Annotated in this window: 18 protein-coding genes and 1 tRNA gene; 4 read left to right on the forward strand and 15 right to left on the reverse strand. The window is 71.9% G+C overall.

Annotated elements, in window-relative coordinates; all coding sequences use genetic code 11:
• Window positions 1-108 precede the first annotated feature (108 nt).
• On the forward strand, window positions 109-597 hold the full coding sequence (locus tag H291_RS0114700) for a hypothetical protein (protein ID WP_020015766.1): 489 nt from the start codon (window positions 109-111) through the stop codon (window positions 595-597).
• Here H291_RS0114700 and H291_RS0114705 read toward each other — a convergent pair.
• The 3 genes from H291_RS0114705 to H291_RS0114715 form a co-directional block, all read right to left on the reverse strand.
• Window positions 572-1,978 (reverse strand): FAD-binding protein, encoded by a 1,407-nt coding sequence (locus tag H291_RS0114705; RefSeq protein WP_020015767.1) that lies wholly within the window; start codon window positions 1,976-1,978, stop codon window positions 572-574. The genes H291_RS0114700 and H291_RS0114705 overlap by 26 nt on opposite strands.
• Before the next feature lie 205 nt (window positions 1,979-2,183).
• Entirely contained in the window at window positions 2,184-3,098 is a 915-nt protein-coding gene (locus H291_RS0114710) for an alpha/beta hydrolase (RefSeq protein WP_020015768.1), read from the reverse strand.
• A 75-nt stretch (window positions 3,099-3,173) separates the two neighbouring features.
• A tRNA-Lys gene (locus H291_RS0114715) sits at window positions 3,174-3,246 on the reverse strand.
• A 221-nt stretch (window positions 3,247-3,467) separates the two neighbouring features.
• On the opposite strand from H291_RS0114715, the gene H291_RS0114720 reads away from it, so the two are divergent.
• A complete protein-coding gene (locus H291_RS0114720; protein WP_020015769.1) occupies window positions 3,468-3,752 on the forward strand; it encodes an iron-sulfur cluster biosynthesis family protein in 285 nt (94 codons plus the stop codon).
• A gap of 114 nt (window positions 3,753-3,866) precedes the next feature.
• Here H291_RS0114720 and H291_RS0114725 read toward each other — a convergent pair whose 3' ends face one another.
• On the reverse strand, window positions 3,867-4,634 hold the full coding sequence (locus H291_RS0114725) for a M50 family metallopeptidase (protein ID WP_020015770.1): 768 nt from the start codon (window positions 4,632-4,634) through the stop codon (window positions 3,867-3,869).
• Between the two features lie 187 nt (window positions 4,635-4,821).
• Between H291_RS0114725 and H291_RS30235 the strand changes: the two genes are divergently transcribed.
• Together H291_RS30235 and msrB are read left to right on the forward strand one after the other, a co-directional pair.
• The gene (locus tag H291_RS30235; protein WP_232216074.1) at window positions 4,822-6,354 is read left to right on the forward strand and encodes a DEAD/DEAH box helicase; all 1,533 of its coding nucleotides are present in this window, start codon (window positions 4,822-4,824) and stop codon (window positions 6,352-6,354) included.
• A 119-nt stretch (window positions 6,355-6,473) separates the two neighbouring features.
• The gene (msrB, locus tag H291_RS0114735) at window positions 6,474-6,872 is read left to right on the forward strand and encodes a peptide-methionine (R)-S-oxide reductase MsrB (RefSeq protein WP_020015772.1); all 399 of its coding nucleotides are present in this window, start codon (window positions 6,474-6,476) and stop codon (window positions 6,870-6,872) included.
• 16 nt (window positions 6,873-6,888) lie between these two features.
• Here msrB and H291_RS0114740 read toward each other — a convergent pair whose 3' ends face one another.
• From H291_RS0114740 to acs, 11 genes are all read right to left on the reverse strand, one after another.
• Entirely contained in the window at window positions 6,889-7,434 is a 546-nt protein-coding gene (locus H291_RS0114740) for a MarR family winged helix-turn-helix transcriptional regulator (protein WP_020015773.1), read from the reverse strand.
• A 68-nt stretch (window positions 7,435-7,502) separates the two neighbouring features.
• On the reverse strand, window positions 7,503-9,119 hold the full coding sequence (locus H291_RS0114745; RefSeq protein WP_020015774.1) for an MDR family MFS transporter: 1,617 nt from the start codon (window positions 9,117-9,119) through the stop codon (window positions 7,503-7,505).
• On the reverse strand, window positions 9,116-9,619 hold the full coding sequence (locus H291_RS0114750; RefSeq protein WP_020015775.1) for a MarR family winged helix-turn-helix transcriptional regulator: 504 nt from the start codon (window positions 9,617-9,619) through the stop codon (window positions 9,116-9,118). The genes H291_RS0114745 and H291_RS0114750 overlap by 4 nt, the downstream gene beginning before the upstream one ends.
• A gap of 166 nt (window positions 9,620-9,785) precedes the next feature.
• Window positions 9,786-11,228 carry a sugar porter family MFS transporter gene (locus tag H291_RS0114755; protein WP_020015776.1) on the reverse strand — a complete coding sequence of 481 codons (1,443 nt, stop codon included), beginning with the start codon at window positions 11,226-11,228 and terminating at the stop codon, window positions 9,786-9,788.
• 108 nt (window positions 11,229-11,336) lie between these two features.
• Window positions 11,337-12,341, reverse strand: a complete 1,005-nt coding sequence (locus tag H291_RS0114760) for an inorganic phosphate transporter (protein WP_020015777.1) — start codon at window positions 12,339-12,341, stop codon at window positions 11,337-11,339.
• Between the two features lies 1 nt (window position 12,342).
• Window positions 12,343-12,960, reverse strand: coding sequence for a DUF47 domain-containing protein (locus H291_RS0114765; RefSeq protein WP_026365765.1), 618 nt, complete (start codon window positions 12,958-12,960; stop codon window positions 12,343-12,345).
• Between the two features lie 338 nt (window positions 12,961-13,298).
• Entirely contained in the window at window positions 13,299-13,898 is a 600-nt protein-coding gene (locus H291_RS0114770) for a hypothetical protein (protein WP_020015779.1), read from the reverse strand.
• A gap of 94 nt (window positions 13,899-13,992) precedes the next feature.
• A complete protein-coding gene (locus tag H291_RS0114775) occupies window positions 13,993-15,006 on the reverse strand; it encodes an NUDIX hydrolase (RefSeq protein WP_232216075.1) in 1,014 nt (337 codons plus the stop codon).
• A 17-nt stretch (window positions 15,007-15,023) separates the two neighbouring features.
• Window positions 15,024-17,573 carry an RNA degradosome polyphosphate kinase gene (locus H291_RS0114780; protein WP_020015781.1) on the reverse strand — a complete coding sequence of 850 codons (2,550 nt, stop codon included), beginning with the start codon at window positions 17,571-17,573 and terminating at the stop codon, window positions 15,024-15,026.
• 114 nt (window positions 17,574-17,687) lie between these two features.
• Complete coding sequence (gene mshD / locus H291_RS0114785) at window positions 17,688-18,647, reverse strand: mycothiol synthase (protein WP_020015782.1); 960 nt, start codon at window positions 18,645-18,647, stop codon at window positions 17,688-17,690.
• A 90-nt stretch (window positions 18,648-18,737) separates the two neighbouring features.
• The gene (gene acs / locus H291_RS0114790; RefSeq protein WP_020015783.1) at window positions 18,738-20,768 is read right to left on the reverse strand and encodes an acetate--CoA ligase; all 2,031 of its coding nucleotides are present in this window, start codon (window positions 20,766-20,768) and stop codon (window positions 18,738-18,740) included.
• Window positions 20,769-20,809 lie beyond the last annotated feature (41 nt).

Here is a 20,809-nt window from a genome sequence, read left to right on the forward strand (position 1 = left end):
GGAGAGTTCCAGGACCGTTCACCACCCGGCCCCGAGGGCGCCGCGTCGGCCACCCGGGCGAAACCCGCCGGATGCAGATTCTCAGCGCCAGGTGGTTACATGTGCGCCATGGTTCGACCTGCACCGCGCGCGACCCGCGCCCGCGGGGCGCTCGCTGCCGCGACGCTCCTCCTCGCAGTCCTCGCCGGCTGCTCCGCCGGCGGCGAGGACCCGGCGGCCGACGGCGGGGCGAGCGCGACGCCGTCGGCCGCCGCGACCGCCACCGCCGACGACCGGGACGCGCCCCTCGACGCGAACGAGGCGTGCGCCGCCATGTACGTCAAGGGCGACAAGACGCTCGAGGAGCGCATCGGCACCGCGCTCGTCGGCGCGAGCGACGGGCTCGACGCCACCGCGGCCGATCAGATGCACGCGATCGCGGTGGAGCTCGGTCGCCTGGAGTCCCGCGTGCCCGAGGAGTTCCAGGGCCCGGTGCAGAAGGTGCGGGTCCCGTTCCTGCAGCTGCAGAAGTCCCTCGACGACGGCACGCAGGAGCAGATCGAGCTCGACGTCGCCTCGACCGTCGAGGGGCTCAAGGAGTACCAGGCGCTCTGCTGAGCGGCTCGAAGATGCCCTGTCCCGGGGTCAGGACGCCGCGCGGGTCGAAGCGGTCCTTGGCGCGCAGCACCGCCGGCCAGCGGTCCCCGTAGTGCGTGCGCCAGCCGGCGGGCGTCAGGCGCAGGGCGTTGACGGGGTACTGCGTGCCACCGGCTGCGAGCACCCGGGCGTAGAGCGCGTCGTTGTCGGCGATCAGGCGCTCGGCCTCGGCGTCGTCGGGCGGGCTCACCGCGCGCAGGAGCGCGAGCAGGAAGAAGACCTCGCCGTCCGGCACCCGTACCTGGGGGCGCGTGATGAGCGAGCTCCGGGCCGGGTAGAGCAGGGCGACGCCGCCGGCGTCGGCCGGGGTGAGCGTGGTGAGGAGCTCCGTGACGATCGCGTCGGTGGCGGCGTCCGGGAGGAACGCGTTGAGCCAGGGCCCGGGCAGCCGGAGCGCCTCGATCTGCTCCACGGTCTCGTAGATCCGGTTCAGCCACTCGAAGTACGGCACGTCCACGACGTCGACGCCGGTGGGCTCGATGCCGGCCAGCACCGCCTCGTCGTCGGGCGGCTGGGCGGTGTACCAGGAGCCGCCCTCCAGGACGAAGGCGAAGTCGTCGTCGTCCGTGGGGACGAGCTGGCCCTCGAGGTAGTCGAAGCGGCCGTCGGCCAGCGCCGTCCGCTGGGCCGCGGTCAGGTCGGTGATGCCGGGGTAGGTCAGCGTGTAGACGCGCGCCATGGTGGGCGCGGGGACCAGGCGCACCGTCGCGCGCACGATGATCGCGAACTGGCCCAGGCCGCCGAGTACCGCCTCGAACAGCTCGGGCTCGTGGTCGGCGGAGCAGGTGACCAGCCGGCCGTCGCCCGTGACGACCTGGAGCTCGAGCGTGTTGTCGACGAGCATGCCGTGGTGCTGGGAGGCGCCGCCGATGCCGCCGACGCAGAGCGTCCCGCCCACGGAGAGGCCCAGGTAGTCCGTGCTCACCGGGGGTGCGACGCCGTCCTTGAGCGTTATACGTACCAGGTCAAGCCATTGGACGCCCGCGTCCACCACGGCGTGACCGGGCGTGATCTCGTGGACGGTGGCGAGGGTGCGGGAGTCGATCACGACGCCGGACGCGGCCTGCGCCTGGCCGAACGTCGAGTGGCCCTGACCGCGCACGGCGACGACGATCCCGTACTCGTTGGCGAACCGCACGAGGGTCACGACGTCGGCGACCGAGCCGGGGCGCAGCACCGCGCGGGGCCGGTCGTGCACCAGGTGTCCGTAGTCGGTGGCGGCCTCGGTGAGGGCGTCCTCGTCGGTGACGAGCTCGCCGTCGAGGTGGGGGAGCTGAATCGCGGTGGAGTTCTCCGGGAGGCTGCTCAGCCACCGGGAGTCGGCCGGGTCGAATGCGACCACGGCGGCGCCTGCCAGAAATGTGCGACGGTCTAGCTGTGCCATGTGGGCCCCTCGGCGTTCGGGTGGGCGACTACGGTACAGGCCAGGGTATGCGCGGCGTAAGAGTCTTCTGTGGAGGTGCGCGGGCGACCTTTTTCGCGTGGCGGAGGCAGGTCGCGGGAAATAACTGCCGCGCGATGTCGCCCGGGGCGACCGGTCCAGCCGCCTAGCGCGCGCCGAGGTACCCAGCGAGCCAGGAGTCGATGTCGTCCAGAGCGGCCTGCGCCATGGGCGTCGGGTGCCCCGTGAACGCGTGCGGGGCGTCCGGGTAGAGGCGCAGGTCGACGTCGACGCCCGCCGCCGAGAGGCGCGCGGCCATGGCGAGGTTGTCCGCCAGCAGGATGTCCGCCTCGCCGACGACCACGAGGACCGGCGGCAGACCGGCCAGGTCGGCGTAGACCGGCGAGAGGTCCGGGACGGTGCGGTCCGGGGCTTTGCCCGCGTACGCCGCGATGAAGTACTCGTCGGCGATCAGGCGCCCGGCTGGCGTCCGCGCGCTGAGGTCGTAGGTCCCGAACTGGAGCACGGCCGCGTCGACGACGCCCACTCCCCGGTCGCGCAGGCGCAGGAGCGTGGTCACCGCGAGCGTGGAGCCGGCGGAGAAGCCGCCGATCGCGAACCTGCTGGTCCCGAAGCGCTCCGCCAGGTGCTCGGCGATCCAGAGCGCGGCGGTCTCGCAGTCGTCCGGCGCCGCGGGCCACGGGTGCTCCGGGGCCAGGCGGTAGTCGACGCCGACCACGGTGACGCCGAGCGCGTCGGCGAGCCTGCGGTTCCGGACGTCGCCGCCGGCCGCCGTGCCCATGTAGAACCCGCCACCGTGGAGCTGGAGGACGACGCCGGAGCTCGGCCTGCCGACCGGTTCGTGGATCCGCACGGGAACGCTGCGGCCGTCGGCGCTCGCGACCTCCTCGACCGCCGGCGGGTCCGCGGGGGCGGGGTTGGCGAGCCGCTCGCGGACGGCGAGGAGCTCTTCCAGGTTCGCCGGGCCCTGTCCGGCCGGGCGGTTCGCGTAGAACTCGCTGGTCGGCTCGACGAGGGGCAGGAGCCGGGGATCGATCAGGTGGGCGCGTCCGAGGTTCATCGAGACCCAACGTAGGGGTGGGCCGGGGTGTCCTGCCAGGACAAATGGGAGGCGTGAGGTGTCGTGAGGAGAGGGTGGGCCCCCCGGGGATCGAACCCGGAACCCGCGGATTAAAAGTCCGCTGCTCTGCCAGTTGAGCTAGAGGCCCGCGTGCCCGGCGTCCGGGCGGCGCGAGACGAAAGCCTACCGGTCAGCTCCCGGATGCTGGTGCGGCCCTCCGAGCGGGGCACCATAGAGCCTGTGGCGACGCCTGTCATCCGCTGTCCCAGCCAGTGGGAGATATCGGGTTAAATGCGTCTCACGCTTGCGGTGAGTGGGAGGGCTTGGTTCGGTGGACAGGACCACGAGAACCAATGTGAGGAGCTCATCGTGCTCACCGTGACTGACAACGCTCGTACCGCCGTCCAGGACCTCGCTCAGCAGGCCGGAGTGCCGGTCGAGGGTGGTCTGCGTATCGCGCAGGCAGCCGACCAGCCGGGGAACTTCGAGCTCGCGCTGGTTCCGGCCCCGCAGCCCGACGACCAGGTCGTCGACGCCTCGGGTTCCACCAACGTGTTCGTCGAGGCGCAGGCAGCCCCTGCTCTGGAGACGCTGACCCTGGACGCGGACCCGCGTGCCGAGGGTCCGGGATTCGTGCTCACGCCCACGGCGTGACCTTCCGGCGCCCGTCCGTCGGGCGTCGAACCGCGAAGGCCCCCGGGGCCACCTCTCAGGTGGCTCTCCGGGGGCCTTCGTCGTGCGCGAGGGGGCCTTCAGGCGGCGCTCCCCTCAGAGCGCCACCCCGAGGATCCACGAGCCGCCCAGCACCAGGGCGCCGAGGGTCACGAGCAGGAAGAGGAACACCCAGAGCAGGCCACCCACGCCGGTCAGCCGGGCGAGCATGTCGGCGTCGGAGGTCCTGGCCTGGCCGCGTGAGCGCTGGACCTGCAGCTCGAATACCGGCCGCACCGCCCCGAGCAGCAGGAACCAGGTGACGGCGTAGGCCACGGCGCTCTGCACCTCGGGCGCCAGGAACCACGTGACGAACACGAGGGCCGCACCGCTCACGAGGATCGACCAGAGGCCGAACCAGTTGCGGATCTGCAGGAGCAGCAGCGCGAGCAGGGCCACGAGCAGCCACAGCAGGCCCACGGCGTAGCCGAGCTTGAGCAGCCACGCGGCACCGAGGCCGATGAGACCCGGGCCCACGTAGCCCGCGAACGCCGTGATGACCATGCCCGGGCCCCGCGGCTTGCCGCGCGACACGGTCAGGCCCGAGGTGTCGGAGTGCAGCCGGATGCCCTCGAGCTTGCGGCCCGTCAGCAGGGCGCCCAGGCCGTGCGACGCCTCGTGCGCGATGGTGATCATGTGCCGCGCCAGGTGCCACAGGGGCCGGAAGAGCACGACGACCAGGGCGACCGCCGCCATGGCCAGCACCATGACGTTCGACGGCGGGTCGACCGGGGTGACCGCGTTGGTCCAGATTGTGCCGATCACGTCGCCGATGGCGGCGAACGGTCCGGCGGAGCTGGTCGCTGCGGAATTCATGCGCCACATAGAACCACACCGGACGTGACGTGCGCCGCAGCCACCGGCTCCCGAACGTGCGAGAATGTCCGGTCGTGGGCGGCACAGGCTGCCCGACGTCGTGGCCCCGGCCCGGGTGTGCAACCCGCCCGCCGGTGTGAGCACGGCGGACCACCGGCGCGAACCGCGCCGCCACCGAGCCCGAGAGGCCCAACCCTTGACTACGTTTGCCGACCTCGGTCTGCCCGCGCCCGTCGTGCGCGTCCTTGCGGACCGCGGCATCACCTCGCCGTTCCCCATCCAGACGGCTTCCCTGCCGGACTCCCTCGCCGGGCGCGACGTGCTCGGCCGCGGCCGCACCGGCTCCGGCAAGACCCTCGCCTTCGCCCTGCCCGTCGTGACGCGCCTCGCGATGTCCGGCGCCCGTTCCGCCGCCTCGGGCCAGCCCCGCCGCGCCGCGGGCCGGCCCCGCGCCCTCGTCCTGGCCCCGACCCGTGAGCTGGCCAACCAGATCGACGAGTCGGTCGCGCCGCTCGCGCAGGCCCTCGGCCTGAAGACCACCACGATCTTCGGCGGCGTGGCGCAGTCGCGCCAGGTCACCGCGCTGAACGCAGGCGTCGACATCGTCATCGCCTGCCCCGGCCGGCTCGAGGACCTGCTGGGCCAGCGGCACCTCACGCTCGACGACGTCGAGATCACCGTGCTCGACGAGGCCGACCACATGGCCGACCTCGGCTTCCTGCCCGGCGTGAAGCGCATCCTCGACAAGACCGGCGCGCGCACGCAGCGCCTGCTGTTCTCGGCCACGCTCGACAACGGCGTGGACGTGCTGGTCAAGCGCTACCTGCACCAGCCCGTCACGCACTCCGTGGACGACGCCGCCGCGCCGCCGCCGCAGATGACGCACCACATCCTCGCCGTGGCCGACAAGGACGCGAAGAAGAACGTGGTGCAGCAGCTCGCGCAGGGCACCGGCCGCCGTGTGCTGTTCACGCGCACCAAGCACCAGGCCAAGAAGCTCGCCAAGCAGCTCACCGCCGCGGGCGTGCCCGCCGTCGACCTGCACGGCAACCTCGGCCAGGGCGCGCGCGAGCGCAACCTCGCCGCGTTCTCGTCCGGCGAGGTGAAGGTGCTCGTGGCGACCGACATCGCGGCCCGCGGCATCCACGTCGACGACGTCGAGCTCGTGGTGCACGTGGACCCGCCCGCCGAGCACAAGGCGTACCTGCACCGCTCCGGCCGGACGGCGCGTGCGGGCTCCGGCGGCGACGTCGTGACCCTCATGCTCCCCGAGGAGCGCGGCGACGTGCGTGACCTGACCCGCAAGGCGAAGATCACGGCCCGCCCGCAGGACGTCGCCCCCGGCGACGCCACGGTGACCAGCCTGGTCGGTGAGGTCGCCCCCTACGTGGAGTACGTGCCGCCGGCCCCGCAGCAGCCGGCCCGCCAGGGTCAGCCCAAGCGCCAGGGCGGCCGCGGCCGGTCCGGCCAGGGCGCGGCCCAGGGCGGACGCCAGGGCTCCGGCCAGGGCGGCGTGCAGGGCGGCCGGCAGGGTCAGTCCCGCGGTCAGGGCACCGGCGGCACCGGCTCCGGCCAGGCGGCGGGCCAGCGCGGCGGCGGGCGTCCGGCGTCGGGCGGCGGCCGTACCGCCGCGGACCACTTCCCCCGGCCGGACGGCGCCCCGCGTCGTCGTCGGCGGGGCGGCCGCGGCCGCGGCGCGGGCAACCCGAACGCACCCGCCGCGAACTGACGCCCGAACGAGTCAGACCCACAGGTCACGCGAGTGATCTGTGGGTCTGACCCGTCTCCGGGGAGTCCGGAGGGAACACTCGCGAAGGGCGCGAGGTTGACATGGCTGGAGGTGTCGAGATGACCTACAAGGTGTCCAAGTCCGACCAGGAGTGGCGCGAGCAGCTGTCGTCGCAGGAGTACGCGGTGCTGCGCCAGGCGGGCACGGAGCGTGCGTGGACGGGCGAGCTGCTCGACGAGAAGCGCACCGGTGTCTACCGGTGTCGCGCGTGCGACGCCGAGCTGTTCCGGTCGGAGACCAAGTTCGACTCCCACTGCGGGTGGCCGTCGTTCTACAGCCCGCTCGCCGGCGACTCCGTCGAGCTGATCGAGGACCGTTCGCTGGGCATGGTGCGCACCGAGGTGCGCTGCGCGAACTGCGGCTCCCACCTGGGGCACGTGTTCGACGACGCGCCCCAGACCCCGACGGGCGACCGGTTCTGCATGAACTCGGTCAGCCTCACGTTCGAGGAGGCCTGACGGCGGGCGTGCCGCGTCAGCGCACGCTCTGCTTCCACGCCACGATGTCCGCCGAGTAGCGGTTGAGCAGCCTGGCGAGCTGGGCGACGTCCTCCGTCTCCCAGGTCGCCAGGGCGCCCTCCAGCATGGCGACCCGGCTGGTCCGCGCCCGCTCGAAGCGGTCGACGCCGTCGGGCGTCAGGGTGATGCGCTGGCCCCGGCTGTCGTCGGGGTCGACGGTGCGCTCCACCAGGCCGAGCTCGACGAGGCGGCTGAGCTGCCGCGACACGGTGGCGCGTCCGACGCCGAAGAAGGTGGCGAGGTCCGAACCCCGGGCCCCGGGCCGCTCGGCGATGTGCGCCAGCAGGGGGTAGGCGCTCGCGTCGAGCTCGGGATGGACGCGGGCGGCGATCGACGCGCCGTTGGACTGTGCGCGGCGGATCACCAGGCGCACCTCGCGCTCCAGGCCCTCGAACGGCCCCGGAGCGGTCGCGCGCTCGTCTGCGGTGTCGCCGCCGGCGCCCTTGCCGGCGGCGACACCCTGCGCCGCGTCCTTGCTGGACCTGCCTGTACTCGAGAGCATGCGCCCATGATGACGCGTCAAGCGCCTGGATCACAGCCCGCGGGCACGAAATCCCCCGCTTGCCAGCCTTAGACCTCGGAGGCTTCGAGGTCTTGGAGCTGGTCGATGCCCGACCGGTGACCCAGCGGCACCTCCTTGATGAGGGAGACGCAGACCAGGGCGACCAGCGCGAGCGGTACGGCGGCGAGGAAGATGTCCGCGATGCCGTTCGCGTAGGCCTTCTCGACGACCTCGACCAGCAGGGCCGGGAGCGTCGAGAGGTCGGGCAGCGTGCCGCCGCCGGAGGACAGGGCCGTCGGGTCGATCCCCTGCTTGGCGAGCTCCGGGGCGATCTCCGTGACGCCGGACCTCAGGTTCTCCTTGACGCTGTGCCCCAGGATCGCGCCGAGCGCGGAGACGCCGATGGCGCCACCGAGCGAGCGGAAGAACGTCACGGTGGACGTACCCGATCCCGAGTCCTTGATGTGCAGGGTGTTCTGCGTGGCCAGCACCATGTTCTGCATGAGCATGCCCACGCCCGCGCCGAGCACGAACAGGTAGATCGACACCAGCACGAAGGACGTGTGGTAGTCGAGCGTCGACAGGAGCAGGAGGCCGCCCGTCAGGAGCACGCCGCCAGTGACCATGTACGGCTTGTACCGGCCGGTCTTCGAGATCAGCTGGCCGCTGATCGTGGAGGACAGGAACAGCCCGACGACCATCGGGATGGTGTAGAGGCCGGACTCCGTGGGCGTCTTGCCGCGGGAGAGCTGCATGTACTGGCTCAGGAACACCGAGGAGCCGAACATCGCGACGCCGACGGCGACCGAGCCGATGACGGCCAGCACGAGCGTGCGGTTCTTGAACAGGTACATGGGGATGAGCGGGTTCTTGACCCGCAGCTCGACGAGCACCGCGATCGCCAGGATCACCAGGGATCCGCCGACCATCGCGAACGTCTGCCACGAGACCCAGTCGAACTCGCTGCCCGCGAAGGTGATCCACAGCAGCAGGGTGGCGATGCCGACCGAGATCAGCGTGGCGCCGATGACGTCGATCCGGGCCGAGCCCTTCGGCCGCTTGGGCAGCTTCAGGGTCATCTGCAGCACGATGATCGAGGCGATCGCGAACGGCAGGCCCACGAAGAAGTTCCAGCGCCAGCTGATGGCGTCCGTGAGGAAGCCGCCGAGGATCGGGCCGCCGACCATGCCGATACCCATGATCGAGCCCATGAGGCCCATGTACCGGCCGCGCTGGCGCGGGCTGATGATGTCGGCGATGAGCACGGCGGCGAGGGACTGCAGGCCGCCCGCGCCGATGCCCTGGAAGGCGCGGAACGTGATGAGCTGGCCGACGTCCTGCGAGAAGCCCGCGGCCGCGGCAGACAGCACCGAGATGACCAGCGCGATCTGGATCAGGGTCTTGCGGTTGGTGAGGTCGGCGAGCTTGCCCCAGATGGGCGTCGAGATCGTCGAGGTCAGCAGGGTCGCCGTGACGACCCAGGTGAAGGCCGACTGGCCGCCCTCCAGGTCGGTGATGATCTTCGGCAGGGACGACGAGACCACGGACATCGCCAGGACGGAGACGAACATGCCGAGGAGGATCCCGGACAGTGCCCGGAGAACCTCCGTGTGGGTCATGGCGGGTGGTTCGCCCTGCAGGTGGTCGGGTTCGACCACCGTGGACGTGGTGTTGGGGCTGGTCATGCACACTCCTGCTGGTTCTGGGTAGTTCTCCGGTGCGTGGTGTTCGCACTGATGGTGTCGACGAGGCGGTCCAGCGTGCGGGTCGCCTCGGCGAGGTCTTCGGGCGACCAGGCGGCGAACGCCTGGTCGATGAGGATCGAGTACTGCTCGGTGGCCTCGGCCGCGAGGGCACGGCCCGAGTCCGTCAGCTCGACGGTGCGCACCCGGCGGTCCTCCTCGTCGACGGTGCGCACGACGTACCCGGCGTCGGCCAGCGTGCTCACCTGACGGCTCGCCACGGAGAGGTCGACGCGCTGGCGCGCCGCGATGTCGGACAGGGAGGCCGGGCCGCACCTGTCGAGCAGGTGCAGCACGGCGACGCCGGCCCTGGGCCAGTCGAGCTCGTGGGCGATACGTGCCGCCGCCTCCCGCTGGGCGCGGGAAAGACTCTGGAGCGCGGTGATCAGGGCGACGGCCGGAGCTTCGGTGCCGGACGGCGTCCGGCTGCTGTGGGAAGTCATGGTGCCTCGCGTTTGATTGCTTAGAGCAACTATATCTCGATGGTTGCCGAATGCAAGGGTCTTGCCGACGTCGGTACGGGTGACGGGGTGTGACCTGCGCGACAAAGCGGACGGCGCCGCTCCCCGGTGGGGAGCGGCGCCGTCCGGTCAGGATTCGGCGACGGCGTCAGGCGCCGGCGCGGGACTCGTCGCCCATGTCCTCGAGCTCGACGCCCTTGGTCTCGGGCACCTTGGTGAACACGAAGAAGAAGCTCAGCGCCGCGAAGGCCGCGTACATCAGGTACGGCACGCTGGCGCCGAAGGCGGACAGCAGCGGCGGGAACGTCAGGGTGATCGCGAAGTTGGCGATCCACTGCATGGCCGCCGCGACGCCGAGGGCGGCGGCGCGGATGCGGTTGGGGAACATCTCGCCGAGCAGCACCCATACGAGCGGGCCCCACGAGGCGCCGAAGAAGACGACGAAGGCGTTGGCGCAGACCAGGGCGATGACGCCCCAGGGGCCGCTGAGCGAGATGTCCTCTCCCGTGCCGGTCGCCTGGGTGAACGCGAGGGCCATGAGGCCCAGGGACACCGTCATGCCGGCCGAGCCGATGAGCAGCAGCGGACGGCGGCCCACCTTGTCGATCAGCGCGATGGCGATGAACGTGACCGCGACGTTGGTGACCGAGGTGATCGTGGAGACCAGGAACGCCTGGCTCTCGTCGAACCCGACCGCCTGCCACAGCGTGCTCGAGTAGTAGAAGATCACGTTGATGCCGACGAACTGCTGGAACACCGACAGCAGGATGCCCACCCAGACGATCGGCTTGAGGCCCAGCGCGCTGCCCCGCAGGGAGCCCTCGGACGCGTTGGCCTCGTCGATCACGATGCTGCGGTGGATCTGGGAGAGGCGGTCGTCGACGTCCTCGTCCGGGCCCAGCACGCTCGCCAGGACGGCGCGGGCCTCGGCGTCGCGCCCCTTGGCCGCGAGGTAGCGGGGCGACTCGGGGATGCGCAGGGCCAGGATGCCGTAGACCGCGGCCGGGACGACGGCCACGAGGAACATCCAGCGCCAGGCCTCCCAGCCGAACCAGAGGACGTTGGCGGCGCCGCCGGCGGACTCGGCGAGGATCTGGTCGGAGAGCAGGGCGGCGAAGATACCGACGGTGATCGCGAGCTGCTGCAGCGAGCCGAGGCGGCCGCGCATCGCGGCGGGCGCGATCTCCGCGATGTACGCCGGCGCGATCACGGAGGCGATGCCGATGCCGACGCCGGCCATGAACCGCCAGACGGCGAGGTCCCACGCCGAGAACGCGATGGCCGACAGGATCGAGGACACGAAGAACAGCACGGCGCCGAGCACCATGACGTTGGTGCGGCCCCAGCGGTCGGCCAGGCGGCCGCCGGCCCAGGCGCCGAGCGCGCAGCCGAGCAGCGCGACGGCGACCACGAGCCCGGTGATCGTCGGGTTGAGCGAGAACTGACCCTGGATGGCGTCGACGGCCCCGTTGATCACGGAGCTGTCGAAGCCGAACAGGAAGCCGCCCACCGCCGCGGCGAAGGCAAGCGCCGTCGCCTTGCGGTGGGCCGATTGCGCGGAGGCGTTCGGGACCGTGTGACCAGTGCTCATGCTGCGATGCTAAGTCGCCCCCCGGGGCAGTCGCGCGGCGAGCAGTCCGCCCGATGTCCCGGGCGCCGTCCGCGGACCGCCCCGGAGGGCGCCGGCATCAGGTGGGCCTCAGGTGAGGAAGGGCCAGAGCGCCCAGGTCGCCAGCGCGGCCACGAGGGCTGCCGCGGGGATGGTCAGCACCCACGCGATCGCGATGTTCTTGGCCACGCCCCAGCGGACGGCGGAGAGCCGGCGCGTGGCGCCCACGCCCATGATCGCCGAGGTGATCGTGTGCGTGGTGGAGACCGGGGCGTGCAGCACGAACGCGTTGACGTACAGCACGAGCGCCGAGACCGACTCGGCCACGAAGCCGCGGGCCGGGTCCAGCTCGATGATCTTGCGGCCCAGCGTGCGCATGATGCGCCAGCCGCCCGAGTAGGTGCCCGCCGAGATGGCGGCCGCCGCGGAGAGCTTGACCCAGAGCGGGATGCCCGCGTCCGGGTTGGCCCAGCCCACGGTCAGCAGGGCCAGGTAGATGACGCCCATGGTCTTCTGCGCGTCCTGCAGGCCGTGGCCCAGCGCCATCGCGGCCGCCGAGGCGGTCTGCGCGATCCGGAAGCGCCGGTGGGTCTTGGCCGGTGCCGCGCTCTTGAAGATCCACAGCACCGCGATCATCCCGGCGAAGGCCAGGCCGAAGCCCACCAGCGGCGAGATGACCATGGGCAGCACGACCTTGTCGACGATCGCGGACCAGTAGACGGCCATGCCGCCCGCCAGCCCGGCCCCGACGAGCCCGCCGATGAGGGCGTGCGTGGACGACGACGGCAGCCCGAACCACCAGGTGATCAGGTTCCACGTGATGGCGCCGAGCAGCGCGCACAGCACCACGGCGAGCTCGGAGTGGGTGCTGGCGCCCGTGAGGTCCACGATCGAGGTGGCGATGGTCTCCGCGACCTCGGTGCCCAGCAGGGCGCCCGCGAAGTTCATGGTCGCCGCCATGAGGAGGGCGACGCGGGGCGTCAGCGCCCGGGTCGACACCGACGTCGCGATCGCGTTGGCGGCGTCGTGGAAGCCGTTCGTGTAGTCGAAGCTCAGGGCGAGCGCCACCACGAGGACGACGAGGGCGACCTCCAACTCAGGACTCCTTGAGGGCGATGGTCTCGACCATGTTCGCCACCTTCTCGAAGCTGTCCGCGGCGTTCTCGAGGACCTCGACGATCTCCTTCAGCTTCATGAGCTGGACCGGGTCGCCGGCGAGGTCGTCGAAGAGCTGCGCGATGAGCTTGCGGTGCAGCTTGTCCGCCTGGTTCTCCAGGCGGTTCACCTCGACCCAGTAGTCGGCGAGCTTGTCCATCGAGCGCAGCCGCGGCATGGCCTCGGCTGTCAGCTCGGCGCACCGCTGCAGCACCTGGACCTGGTCCGAGACGCGGTCCGGCAGGCCCTCGACCTTGTACAGGACGATCAGGTCGGCGGCCTCGTCCATCTCGTCCATGCAGTCGTCCAGCGCCGAGGCCAGACTCGAGATGTCCTCGCGGTCGAACGGCGTCACGAAGGTCTGGTTGAGGCGCCGCATGATCGAGTGCGTGGCGTCGTCGGCGAGGTGCTCGACGTCGTGCATCTCCTCGGCCAGCTTCTCGCGGCCGGCCTTGTCGGCACCGAGGAGCTCTGCCAAGAGGGACGAACCCCTCACGAGATGCTGGGCCAAGGCGGCGAGAAGGTCGAAGTACGTGGTGTCGCGCGGAGTAAGGCGCACGAGGGCTCCCGTTCTGAGGGCTCTGGAACAGAGATCAGCGTAGGGCTGTTGCCGACTATCGCCAATTTGCAAGGTCGTGCTTTGGCAACTCGTGACACACGGCACAGGCCGGGGAGCAGCACGATCCGGGCGGCCCCGAGGGCCGGCAGGAGGGGAAGTAGAGCGACGCCGAACCGGGAGCGCCTCTCGGCGCGGGGCCGCTCGTAGCGGCTTGAGGTGGAGCCCGGGGCTACCGCAGCCCGGCGTCGCGTGAACCATACTAGTCGCGCGTGCGGATCTGCCAAGGGGGTCGGACGTCACAGGGCACGCCCGTGCGGAGGGCTTGACAGCGTTCCGGGCTACTCCAGGGACCCGGCACGCCACAGGTCAGCGGCGCGTTCCAGCTCCTCCGCGGTGCGCAGGAGGGAGCTCGCGCCCCGGGTCATGCGGGTGGCGCCGGTGGGGTCGGCGATCTCCCGGGAGTCCGCGTCGAAGGCCGCCCCGGTCGACAGGATCCGGCAGAAGGCGCCGGCCCGTTCGAGCGCGACGGCGAGGTCTCCGGTGAACACGCCGGAGAGCACGGCGTCGGCCAGTACCTGCAGGTCACCGGGTTCCGGCGGGCTCGGCACGCCCGCGACGGCCTCCTGGACCGGGGCGGCTTCCACACCGAGTCGATACCTGAGCATGACGGTGGGCATGTCCCGGCGGACCCACTCACGGAGCACGTAGAGGCGCCACAGGGCGCCGGGCAGGGAGACGGCGGAGGCGTCGGCCCACAGGCCCGCGACGGTGTCCAGGCCCTCGTTCTCGACGAGGTGGATGAGCCGCTCCACCACCTTCGGGTCCTCGGTGGTGCGGGCGCGGTCCACGAGGGCCCGGGCGGTCGCGTGCGCGATCTCGTCGCGCAGGGCAGGGTCCACCTCGCCGGGAAGCGCGTCGGCGTCCCGGGGGTCCAGCATGGCCGGCCGTCTCGGCGGTCGTTGGTCGCTGCTCATGGTGACCGATAGTGCGCCGAAATGGAACGTGTGTCCACCACGATGGTGGCCGAGCGGGTCACCAGACCTGCGGACTTATCTTCTCGGTGGCCACGACGCGCGGCCCGGCGGGCGTCTCGGCGATGTGCGCCACGAGTGCTTCGCCGGGCTCGAGGAACGGGTCCACCGTGGGCAGGCCGGCCGCCACCGTGCCCGTCGCGTGCTGGGCCAGCACGTCCAGCACCGTGGGCAGCACGGGGCGGTGGGTGCAGATCACGGACGACTCCGTGGTCTCCTCGAGCAGCTCGCCGACGGTCGCGGCCACGCGCGACGGCGAGCGCTCGTGCTGCGCCTCGGTGAGGTACTCGCTGTAGCTCGGCCGCACGCCGGACGCGCGCACGTACGGGTCGATCGTGGTGGCGCAGCGCTCCCAGCGGGAGCTGATCACGTGCTCGACGCCGTACGCGGCCAGCACCGGCACGAGCGCGGCGGCCTGCCCGTGCCCGAACGGTGTGAGCGGGCGGTCGCGCTCCCCGCCGTGCCAGGACGTGCGGGACACCGCGCGCCCGTGCCGCGCGATGACGAGCGCGCGGGTGTCCAGCACGCCCTCGGCCTCGGCCGCCAGCAGGGCGTCCAGCGGCCTGCGGTCCGAGACGCGCGTGAGGCGGACGGCGGCGTCGTCGGCGTCCAGCCACTCCGTCGTGTCGACCTCCTCGCGGTCCACCGGGGCAACCGGCGCGCGCGCCGCGAGCCCGGCGCTGTCCCGGCCCCGGCGCGCCCGGCGCGACGCCCAGTAGTGCACGCGCTTCACGCGGCCCTCGGGCGTGAGGTACTGCAGGCCGGGCAGGGGGCGGCCGAGCACGATCTGCCGGCCCGTCTCCTCACCGACCTCGCGGATCGCGGCGTTCTGGAACGTCTCGCCGTTCTCCAGCTTGCCCTTGGGCCACGACCAGTCGTCGTACCGGGGCCGGTGCACCACCTGCACCTGCACCTTGCCGGCCCGGCGGCGCCAGACGATCCCGCCGGCGGTCATCACGACAGGGGTGTGCGTCCCCGCCGGGGGCGAGGTCGCCGTCGTCGGCTCGGTGCCCACCACCGACCTCCGCCCCGTCACCGGACGGGCTCGAGCCGGCGCCGCTGCCGCTGGATCAGGACCGCCTGCAGGTCGCGGAGGCCGTTGCCCTCCGAGCCCGAGGAGGGTCGTTCCCAGGTGCCGTCCGGCAGCAGGTGCCAGGACGCCGTCGTGTCCGCCATGGACTCGTCGAGCAGCCCCAGGAGCTCGCCGACGTGGGTCGGGTCGGAGATCCGGATGAGCGTCTCGACGCGGCGGTCGAGGTTGCGGTGCATGAGGTCGGCCGAGCCGATGAACACCTCGGGGCCGGACTCGGGCCCCTCGGCGATGGCGGGGCCCACCGAGTTGGCGAACGCGAAGATGCGCGAGTGCTCCAGGAACCGGCCCAGGATGGACCGCACCCGGATGTTCTCGCTCAGCCCCGGCACGCCCACGCGGACGGCGCAGATGCCGCGCACCACCAGGTCGATCTTCACGCCGGCCTGGGAGGCGCGGTACAGGGCGTCGATCACCGTCTCGTCGACGACCGAGTTGATCTTCATCTTGACCCACGCCTCGTGGCCCGCGCGGGCGGCGGCCGCCTCGCGCTCGATGCGCTCGACCAGGCCCGACCGCACGGCGCGGGGTGCCACGAGCAGGCGGTGGAACGTCGACTTCGGCGCGTACCCGGAGAGCTGGTTGAACAGGCGGGTCAGGTCCTGGCCCACGTCCGGGTCGCAGGTCAGGAGGCCGTGGTCCGTGTACAGGCGCGCCGTCTTGGGGTGGTAGTTGCCCGTGCCGACGTGGCAGTAGCGCAGCAGGGAGCCGTCCGGCTCCTGGCGCACCACCAGGGAGAGCTTGCAGTGCGTCTTGAGGCCCACGATCCCGTACACGACGTGCACGCCCGCCTCCTCAAGCTTGCGCGCCCAGGAGATGTTGGCCTCCTCGTCGAACCGCGCCTTGATCTCGACCAGGGCGAGGACCTGCTTGCCGGCCTCGGCGGCGTCGATCAGCGCGTCCACGATGGGCGAGTCGCCGGAGGTCCGGTACAGCGTCTGCTTGATCGCCAGCACGTTCGGGTCGGCCGCTGCCTGCTCCAGGAACGTCTGCACGCTCGTGGAGAAGCTGTCGTACGGGTGGTGCAGCAGGATGTCGCGGCGGCGGATCGCGGCGAACACGTCCGTCGGCTTGGAGCTCTCCACCTCCGCGAGGTGCCGGTGCGTCGACGGCACGAACGGCGGGTAGTGCAGCGAGGTCAGGTCGAGGTCCGCGATGAGGTTGAGCCCCGTGAGGTCCAGCAGCGCGGGCAGCTCGTAGACCTCCTCCTCCTTGACGCCCAGCTCGCGCACGATCAGGTCCCGGATGCGGGGGCTGATGTCCTTCTGGATCTCCAGCCGCACCGGCGGGCCGAAGCGGCGGCGCAGCAGCTCCTTCTCCATCGCCTGGAGCAGGTTCTCGGCGTCGTCCTCCTCGACGTCCACGTCCTCGTTACGGGTCACGCGGAACGTGTGGCTGTCCCGCACCTCCATCCCGGGGAACAGGTAGTCGAGGTGCTGGGCGATGACCTCCTCCAGCGGCACGAACGAGAGCGGCCCGCGCTGCGGGTCGGCCTTCTTGGTGCCGGGGCGGCGCGGCTTGCCCGACGCGTCGACCGCGATGAAGCGCGGCAGCAGCGGCGGCACCTTGACGCGCGCGAAGTGCTCCTTGCCCGTGGCCGGGTTCGCGACCACGACGGCGAGGTTGAGCGAGAGGCCCGAGATGTAGGGGAACGGGTGCGCCGGGTCCACCGCCAGCGGCGTGAGCACCGGGAAGATCTGCTTGCGGAAGAACTTGTGCAGCCGTTCCTGCTCCTTGGTGTCCAGCTCCTCCCAGTGCACCAGCGTGATGCCCTCGGCGGCCAGCGCAGGCTGCACCTCGTCCTCGAACACGCGCGCGTGCCGGGTCATCAGCGTGTGCGCGCCCTCCGAGATCGCCGACAGCGCCTGCCGCGGGCTGAGGCCCGAGGCGCTGGTGACAGCGATGCCCGTCGCGATGCGGCGCTGCAGGCCGGCGACCCGCACCATGAAGAACTCGTCCAGGTTGGACGCGAAGATCGCGAGGAAGCGCACGCGCTCCAGCAGCGGGATGCGCGGGTCCTCCGCGAGCTCCAGCACCCGCTGGTTGAACGCGAGCCAGCTCAGCTCGCGGTCGGCGAACCGGTCCACCGGCAGCGGCTCGCCGAGCAGCGGGTCCAGCACGCTGGTGCCACCCGGACTCTCCGCGATGTGCTCCGCGATGTGCGCGGCCAGGCTCGGGTCCAGAGGGTGCGGCGCCAGGATGTCCTCCGCCGGGGCCTCGCCCGCCGGGGCCGCCGGCTTGGGCAGGGCCTGCCGGGGCGTGGACGCCTTCGACTGCGACTGCGCCGTCCTGGGCTGCGCCTCCTTGGCCGCGGCCGTCTTGGCCGGGGCCTGCTTGGCCGGTGCTTCCTTCGCCGGTGCTTCCTTGGCCGGGGCGGTCTTCACGGACCCTGCGGCGGCGACGCCGTCGGTCGGTGCGTCGACCTGCCCTGGGCCGTCGCCGGCCGAACCGTTCGTGGACTCAGGGCTCGCCGGACGGGGAGTCTGCTTCATGAATCGCCCATTCTTGTCCCGGGTCCTGGCGGGGGCGTTCCCAGCGCTGTCCTTCATGTGGTTCATGGTGTCACCGTTCGGTACACAGTGGGTGACGCTCCCGGAGAGCGTCCGTCACGGGCGGGCATACTGCACGTGTACAGCTGCCCGCGTGAAGCCCGCCCGCTCGTAGGTGGCCAGCGCGGGCGTGTTGTCGCCCTCCACGTAGAGCACGGCCCGCGTGGCGCCGGCCCGCACGAGATGGTCCAGCCCGACGTCGGTCAGCAGCCGGCCGAACCCCTCGCCCTGGTGGTCCGGGTCGACACCCAGCGCGTAGATCTCGCCGTCGCGGGCGTCGTCCGGCTGGCCCGGCTCCGTCTTGGTCCACTGGAACGCGACCGGGTCGGGCTCGGTCCCTGCCCCCTCGGACGCGTCCGGGACCAGGAGGAAGAAGCCCTCCGGGTCGAACCACGGCTCGGCCTGGCGGGCGCGCAGGTCGTCGAGCGACATGCGGCCCTGCTCCGGGTGCGTGGCGAAGGCGCGTGCGTTGACCCGGAGCCAGGCGTCGTCGTCGGCCCCGGGGCGGAAGGTGCGCACGTGGTACCCGGCGGGTGGCTCGGGAGTCTCGTCCACCGACGGGAGCGGGCGGGCCAGGAAGAGGAGCTCGCGCACGGGCCGCAGCCCCGATGCGGTCGCGAAGGCGCGGGCCGACTCCAGGTCGCCGTGCGCCCAGACCCGTAGCTCCTTGCCCTGCTGGCCCGGCTCGCCGGACCGGGACGGCAGCGTGGCGTCGCGCTCCGCGGTGCGCAGCAGCACCCGGCCGCGACCGTTCCGGCGGTGGTCGGGGTGCACCACCAGCTCGGCGCTCGCGGTCTCGCCGGAGCGGTCGATCTGCACGTAGCCGACGGTGCTGCCCGCGGTGTCGTGCGCGACGACGTGCGTGATCCACTCCGCGTCGGTGCCGAGGTTGAGCAGGGGCTGCTCGGACAGCGGTGCGACGCCGTCGTGCGCCTCCGCGGCCTTGGCCAGGTCCCGGACGGCCTGCTGGGCGTCGGCGTCGAGCGGGCCGATCTCGATGGGGGCGGCGATTCGCATGACCTCATCTTCTCGCGGTGGTCGAGCTTGTCGAGACCAGGGTCTCGACAAGCTCGACCGGCGGCCGGGCAGGATGCCCGGCCGAAGCGGTCAGTCCTCCGAGGAGGCCGACGGCGCCGCCAGGCCCGCCGTGATCAGGTCCATCACGGAGGAGTCGGCCAGCGTCGTCGCGTCGCCGACGGCGCGGTCCTCGGCGACGTCGCGCAGCAGGCGGCGCATGATCTTGCCGGACCGGGTCTTGGGCAGCTCCGGCACCACGAGGATCTTCTTCGGCTTGGCGATCGGGCCGATCTCCTTGCCGACGTGGTCGCGCAGCTCCTTCTGCACCTCGGCGGCGCCCTCCGGCGTGGAGGCCCGGCCGGCGTGGCTGCCGCGCAGGATCACGAACGCGACCACGGCCTGGCCGGTCGTGTCGTCGGCGGCGCCGACGACGGCGGCCTCCGCCACGATCTCGTGCGACACGAGCGCCGACTCGATCTCGGTGGTGGACAGCCGGTGCCCGGACACGTTCATCACGTCGTCCACGCGGCCGAGCAGCCAGATGTCGCCGTCCTCGTCCTTCTTGGCGCCGTCACCGGCGAAGTAGAGGCCGTCGAAGCGCGACCAGTACGTGTCCTTGTAGCGCTCCAGGTCGCCCCAGATGCCGCGGAGCATGGACGGCCACGGCTCGGAGAGCACGAGGTAGCCGCCACCGCCGTCGGGCACGGGCTGGGCCTCGTCGTCGACCACGGTCGCCGCGATGCCGGGCAGCGCGACCTGCGCCGAGCCGGGCTTGGTCGCCGTGACGCCCGGGAGGGGGCTGATCATGATGGCGCCGGTCTCGGTCTGCCACCAGGTGTCGACGATCGGGGCCTTGTCGCCGCCGATCACGCGGCGGTACCACATCCACGCCTCGGGGTTGATGGGCTCGCCCACCGAGCCGAGGACGCGCAGGGAGGACAGGTCGAACCCGCCCGGGATGTCGTCGCCCCACTTCATGCAGGTGCGGATCGCGGTCGGGGCCGTGTACAGGATCGAGACCTTGTACTTCTCGATGAGCTCCCACCAGCGGCCGCGGTGCGGGGTGTCGGGCGTGCCCTCGTACAGCACCTGCGTGGCGCCGTTCACGAGCGGCCCGTAGACCACGTAGGAGTGGCCGGTGACCCAGCCGACGTCGGCGGTGCACCAGTAGACGTCGGTCTCGGGCTTGAGGTCGAACACGTTCTTGTGCGTGTACGCGGCCTGCGTGAGGTAGCCGCCGGTGGTGTGCAGGATGCCCTTCGGCTTCCCGGTGGTGCCGCTCGTGTACAGGATGAACAGCGGGTGCTCCGCCTCGACGGCGACCGGCTCGTGCTGGTCGGAGGCCTCGGCCAGCGCCTCGTGCCACCAGACGTCCCGGCCCTCGACCCAGTCGACGTCCTGCTCGGTGCGCCGCACGACGAGCACCTTGCGGACCGTCGTGGGCTCGGCGCCCTCCTTCGGGGCCAGCGCCTCGTCGACGGCCGGCTTGAGGGCGGACGGCGCGCCGCGGCGGTAGCCGCCGTCGGCCGTGATGACCAGGGTGGCCTCGGCGTCGGCGATCCGGCTGCGCAGGGCGTCGGCGGAGAAGCCGCCGAAGACGACGGAGTGGGCGGCGCCGATGCGCGCGCAGGCCAGCATGGCGACGACCGACTCGACGAGCATCGGCAAGTAGATGACCACGCGGTCGCCGGTCTGCACACCCAGCGCCGTCAGCGCGTTGGCCGCGCGGGAGACCTCCTGCTGCAGGTCGGCGTAAGTGACGGTGCGGGTGTCGCCCGGCTCGCCCTCGAAGTGGATGGCGACCCGGTCGCCGTTTCCGGCCTCGACGTGCCGGTCCACCGCGTTGTACGCGGCGTTGAGCGTGCCGTCGGCGAACCAGCGCGCGACGGGGGCACCGCTCCAGTCCAGGGTCTCGGTGAACGGGGTCTTCCATGTCACGAGCTCCCGGGCCTGGGCGGCCCAGAACTCCAGGCGGTCGGCCGACGCCTTCTCGTACAGGTCGGCCTGTGCGTTCGCCTGAGCCGCGAACTCCTCGCTGGGCGGGAAGCTCCGGGTCTCGTGCAGAAGGTTCTCGAGGCTGGGGCTGGCTGCCGAGCCCGTCGTCGGGTTGGTGTCTGTCACGGTGACCTCCGGTGCGCGTCTTCGCGTTCGTTCGGGCAGGT

Source organism: Promicromonospora sukumoe 327MFSha3.1 (assembly GCF_000385135.1).
In the GTDB taxonomy this organism is placed as follows: Bacteria; Actinomycetota; Actinomycetes; order Actinomycetales; family Cellulomonadaceae; genus Promicromonospora; species Promicromonospora sukumoe_B.

Bases quoted from the DNA above. Each gene is read 5' to 3' on its own strand.
- H291_RS0114700 (WP_020015766.1), top strand. From the start codon at position 109: ATGGTTCGACCTGCACCGCGCGCGACCCGCGCCCGCGGGGCGCTCGCT.
- H291_RS0114710 (WP_020015768.1), bottom strand. From the start codon at position 3,098: ATGAACCTCGGACGCGCCCACCTGATCGATCCCCGGCTCCTGCCCCTC.
- H291_RS0114725 (WP_020015770.1), bottom strand. From the start codon at position 4,634: ATGTGGCGCATGAATTCCGCAGCGACCAGCTCCGCCGGACCGTTCGCC.
- msrB (WP_020015772.1), top strand. From the start codon at position 6,474: ATGACCTACAAGGTGTCCAAGTCCGACCAGGAGTGGCGCGAGCAGCTG.
- H291_RS0114740 (WP_020015773.1), bottom strand. From the start codon at position 7,434: ATGCTCTCGAGTACAGGCAGGTCCAGCAAGGACGCGGCGCAGGGTGTC.
- H291_RS0114745 (WP_020015774.1), bottom strand. From the start codon at position 9,119: ATGACCAGCCCCAACACCACGTCCACGGTGGTCGAACCCGACCACCTG.
- H291_RS0114750 (WP_020015775.1), bottom strand. From the start codon at position 9,619: ATGACTTCCCACAGCAGCCGGACGCCGTCCGGCACCGAAGCTCCGGCC.
- H291_RS0114755 (WP_020015776.1), bottom strand. From the start codon at position 11,228: ATGAGCACTGGTCACACGGTCCCGAACGCCTCCGCGCAATCGGCCCAC.
- H291_RS0114770 (WP_020015779.1), bottom strand. From the start codon at position 13,898: ATGCTGGACCCCCGGGACGCCGACGCGCTTCCCGGCGAGGTGGACCCT.
- H291_RS0114780 (WP_020015781.1), bottom strand. From the start codon at position 17,573: ATGAAGCAGACTCCCCGTCCGGCGAGCCCTGAGTCCACGAACGGTTCG.
- mshD (WP_020015782.1), bottom strand. From the start codon at position 18,647: ATGCGAATCGCCGCCCCCATCGAGATCGGCCCGCTCGACGCCGACGCC.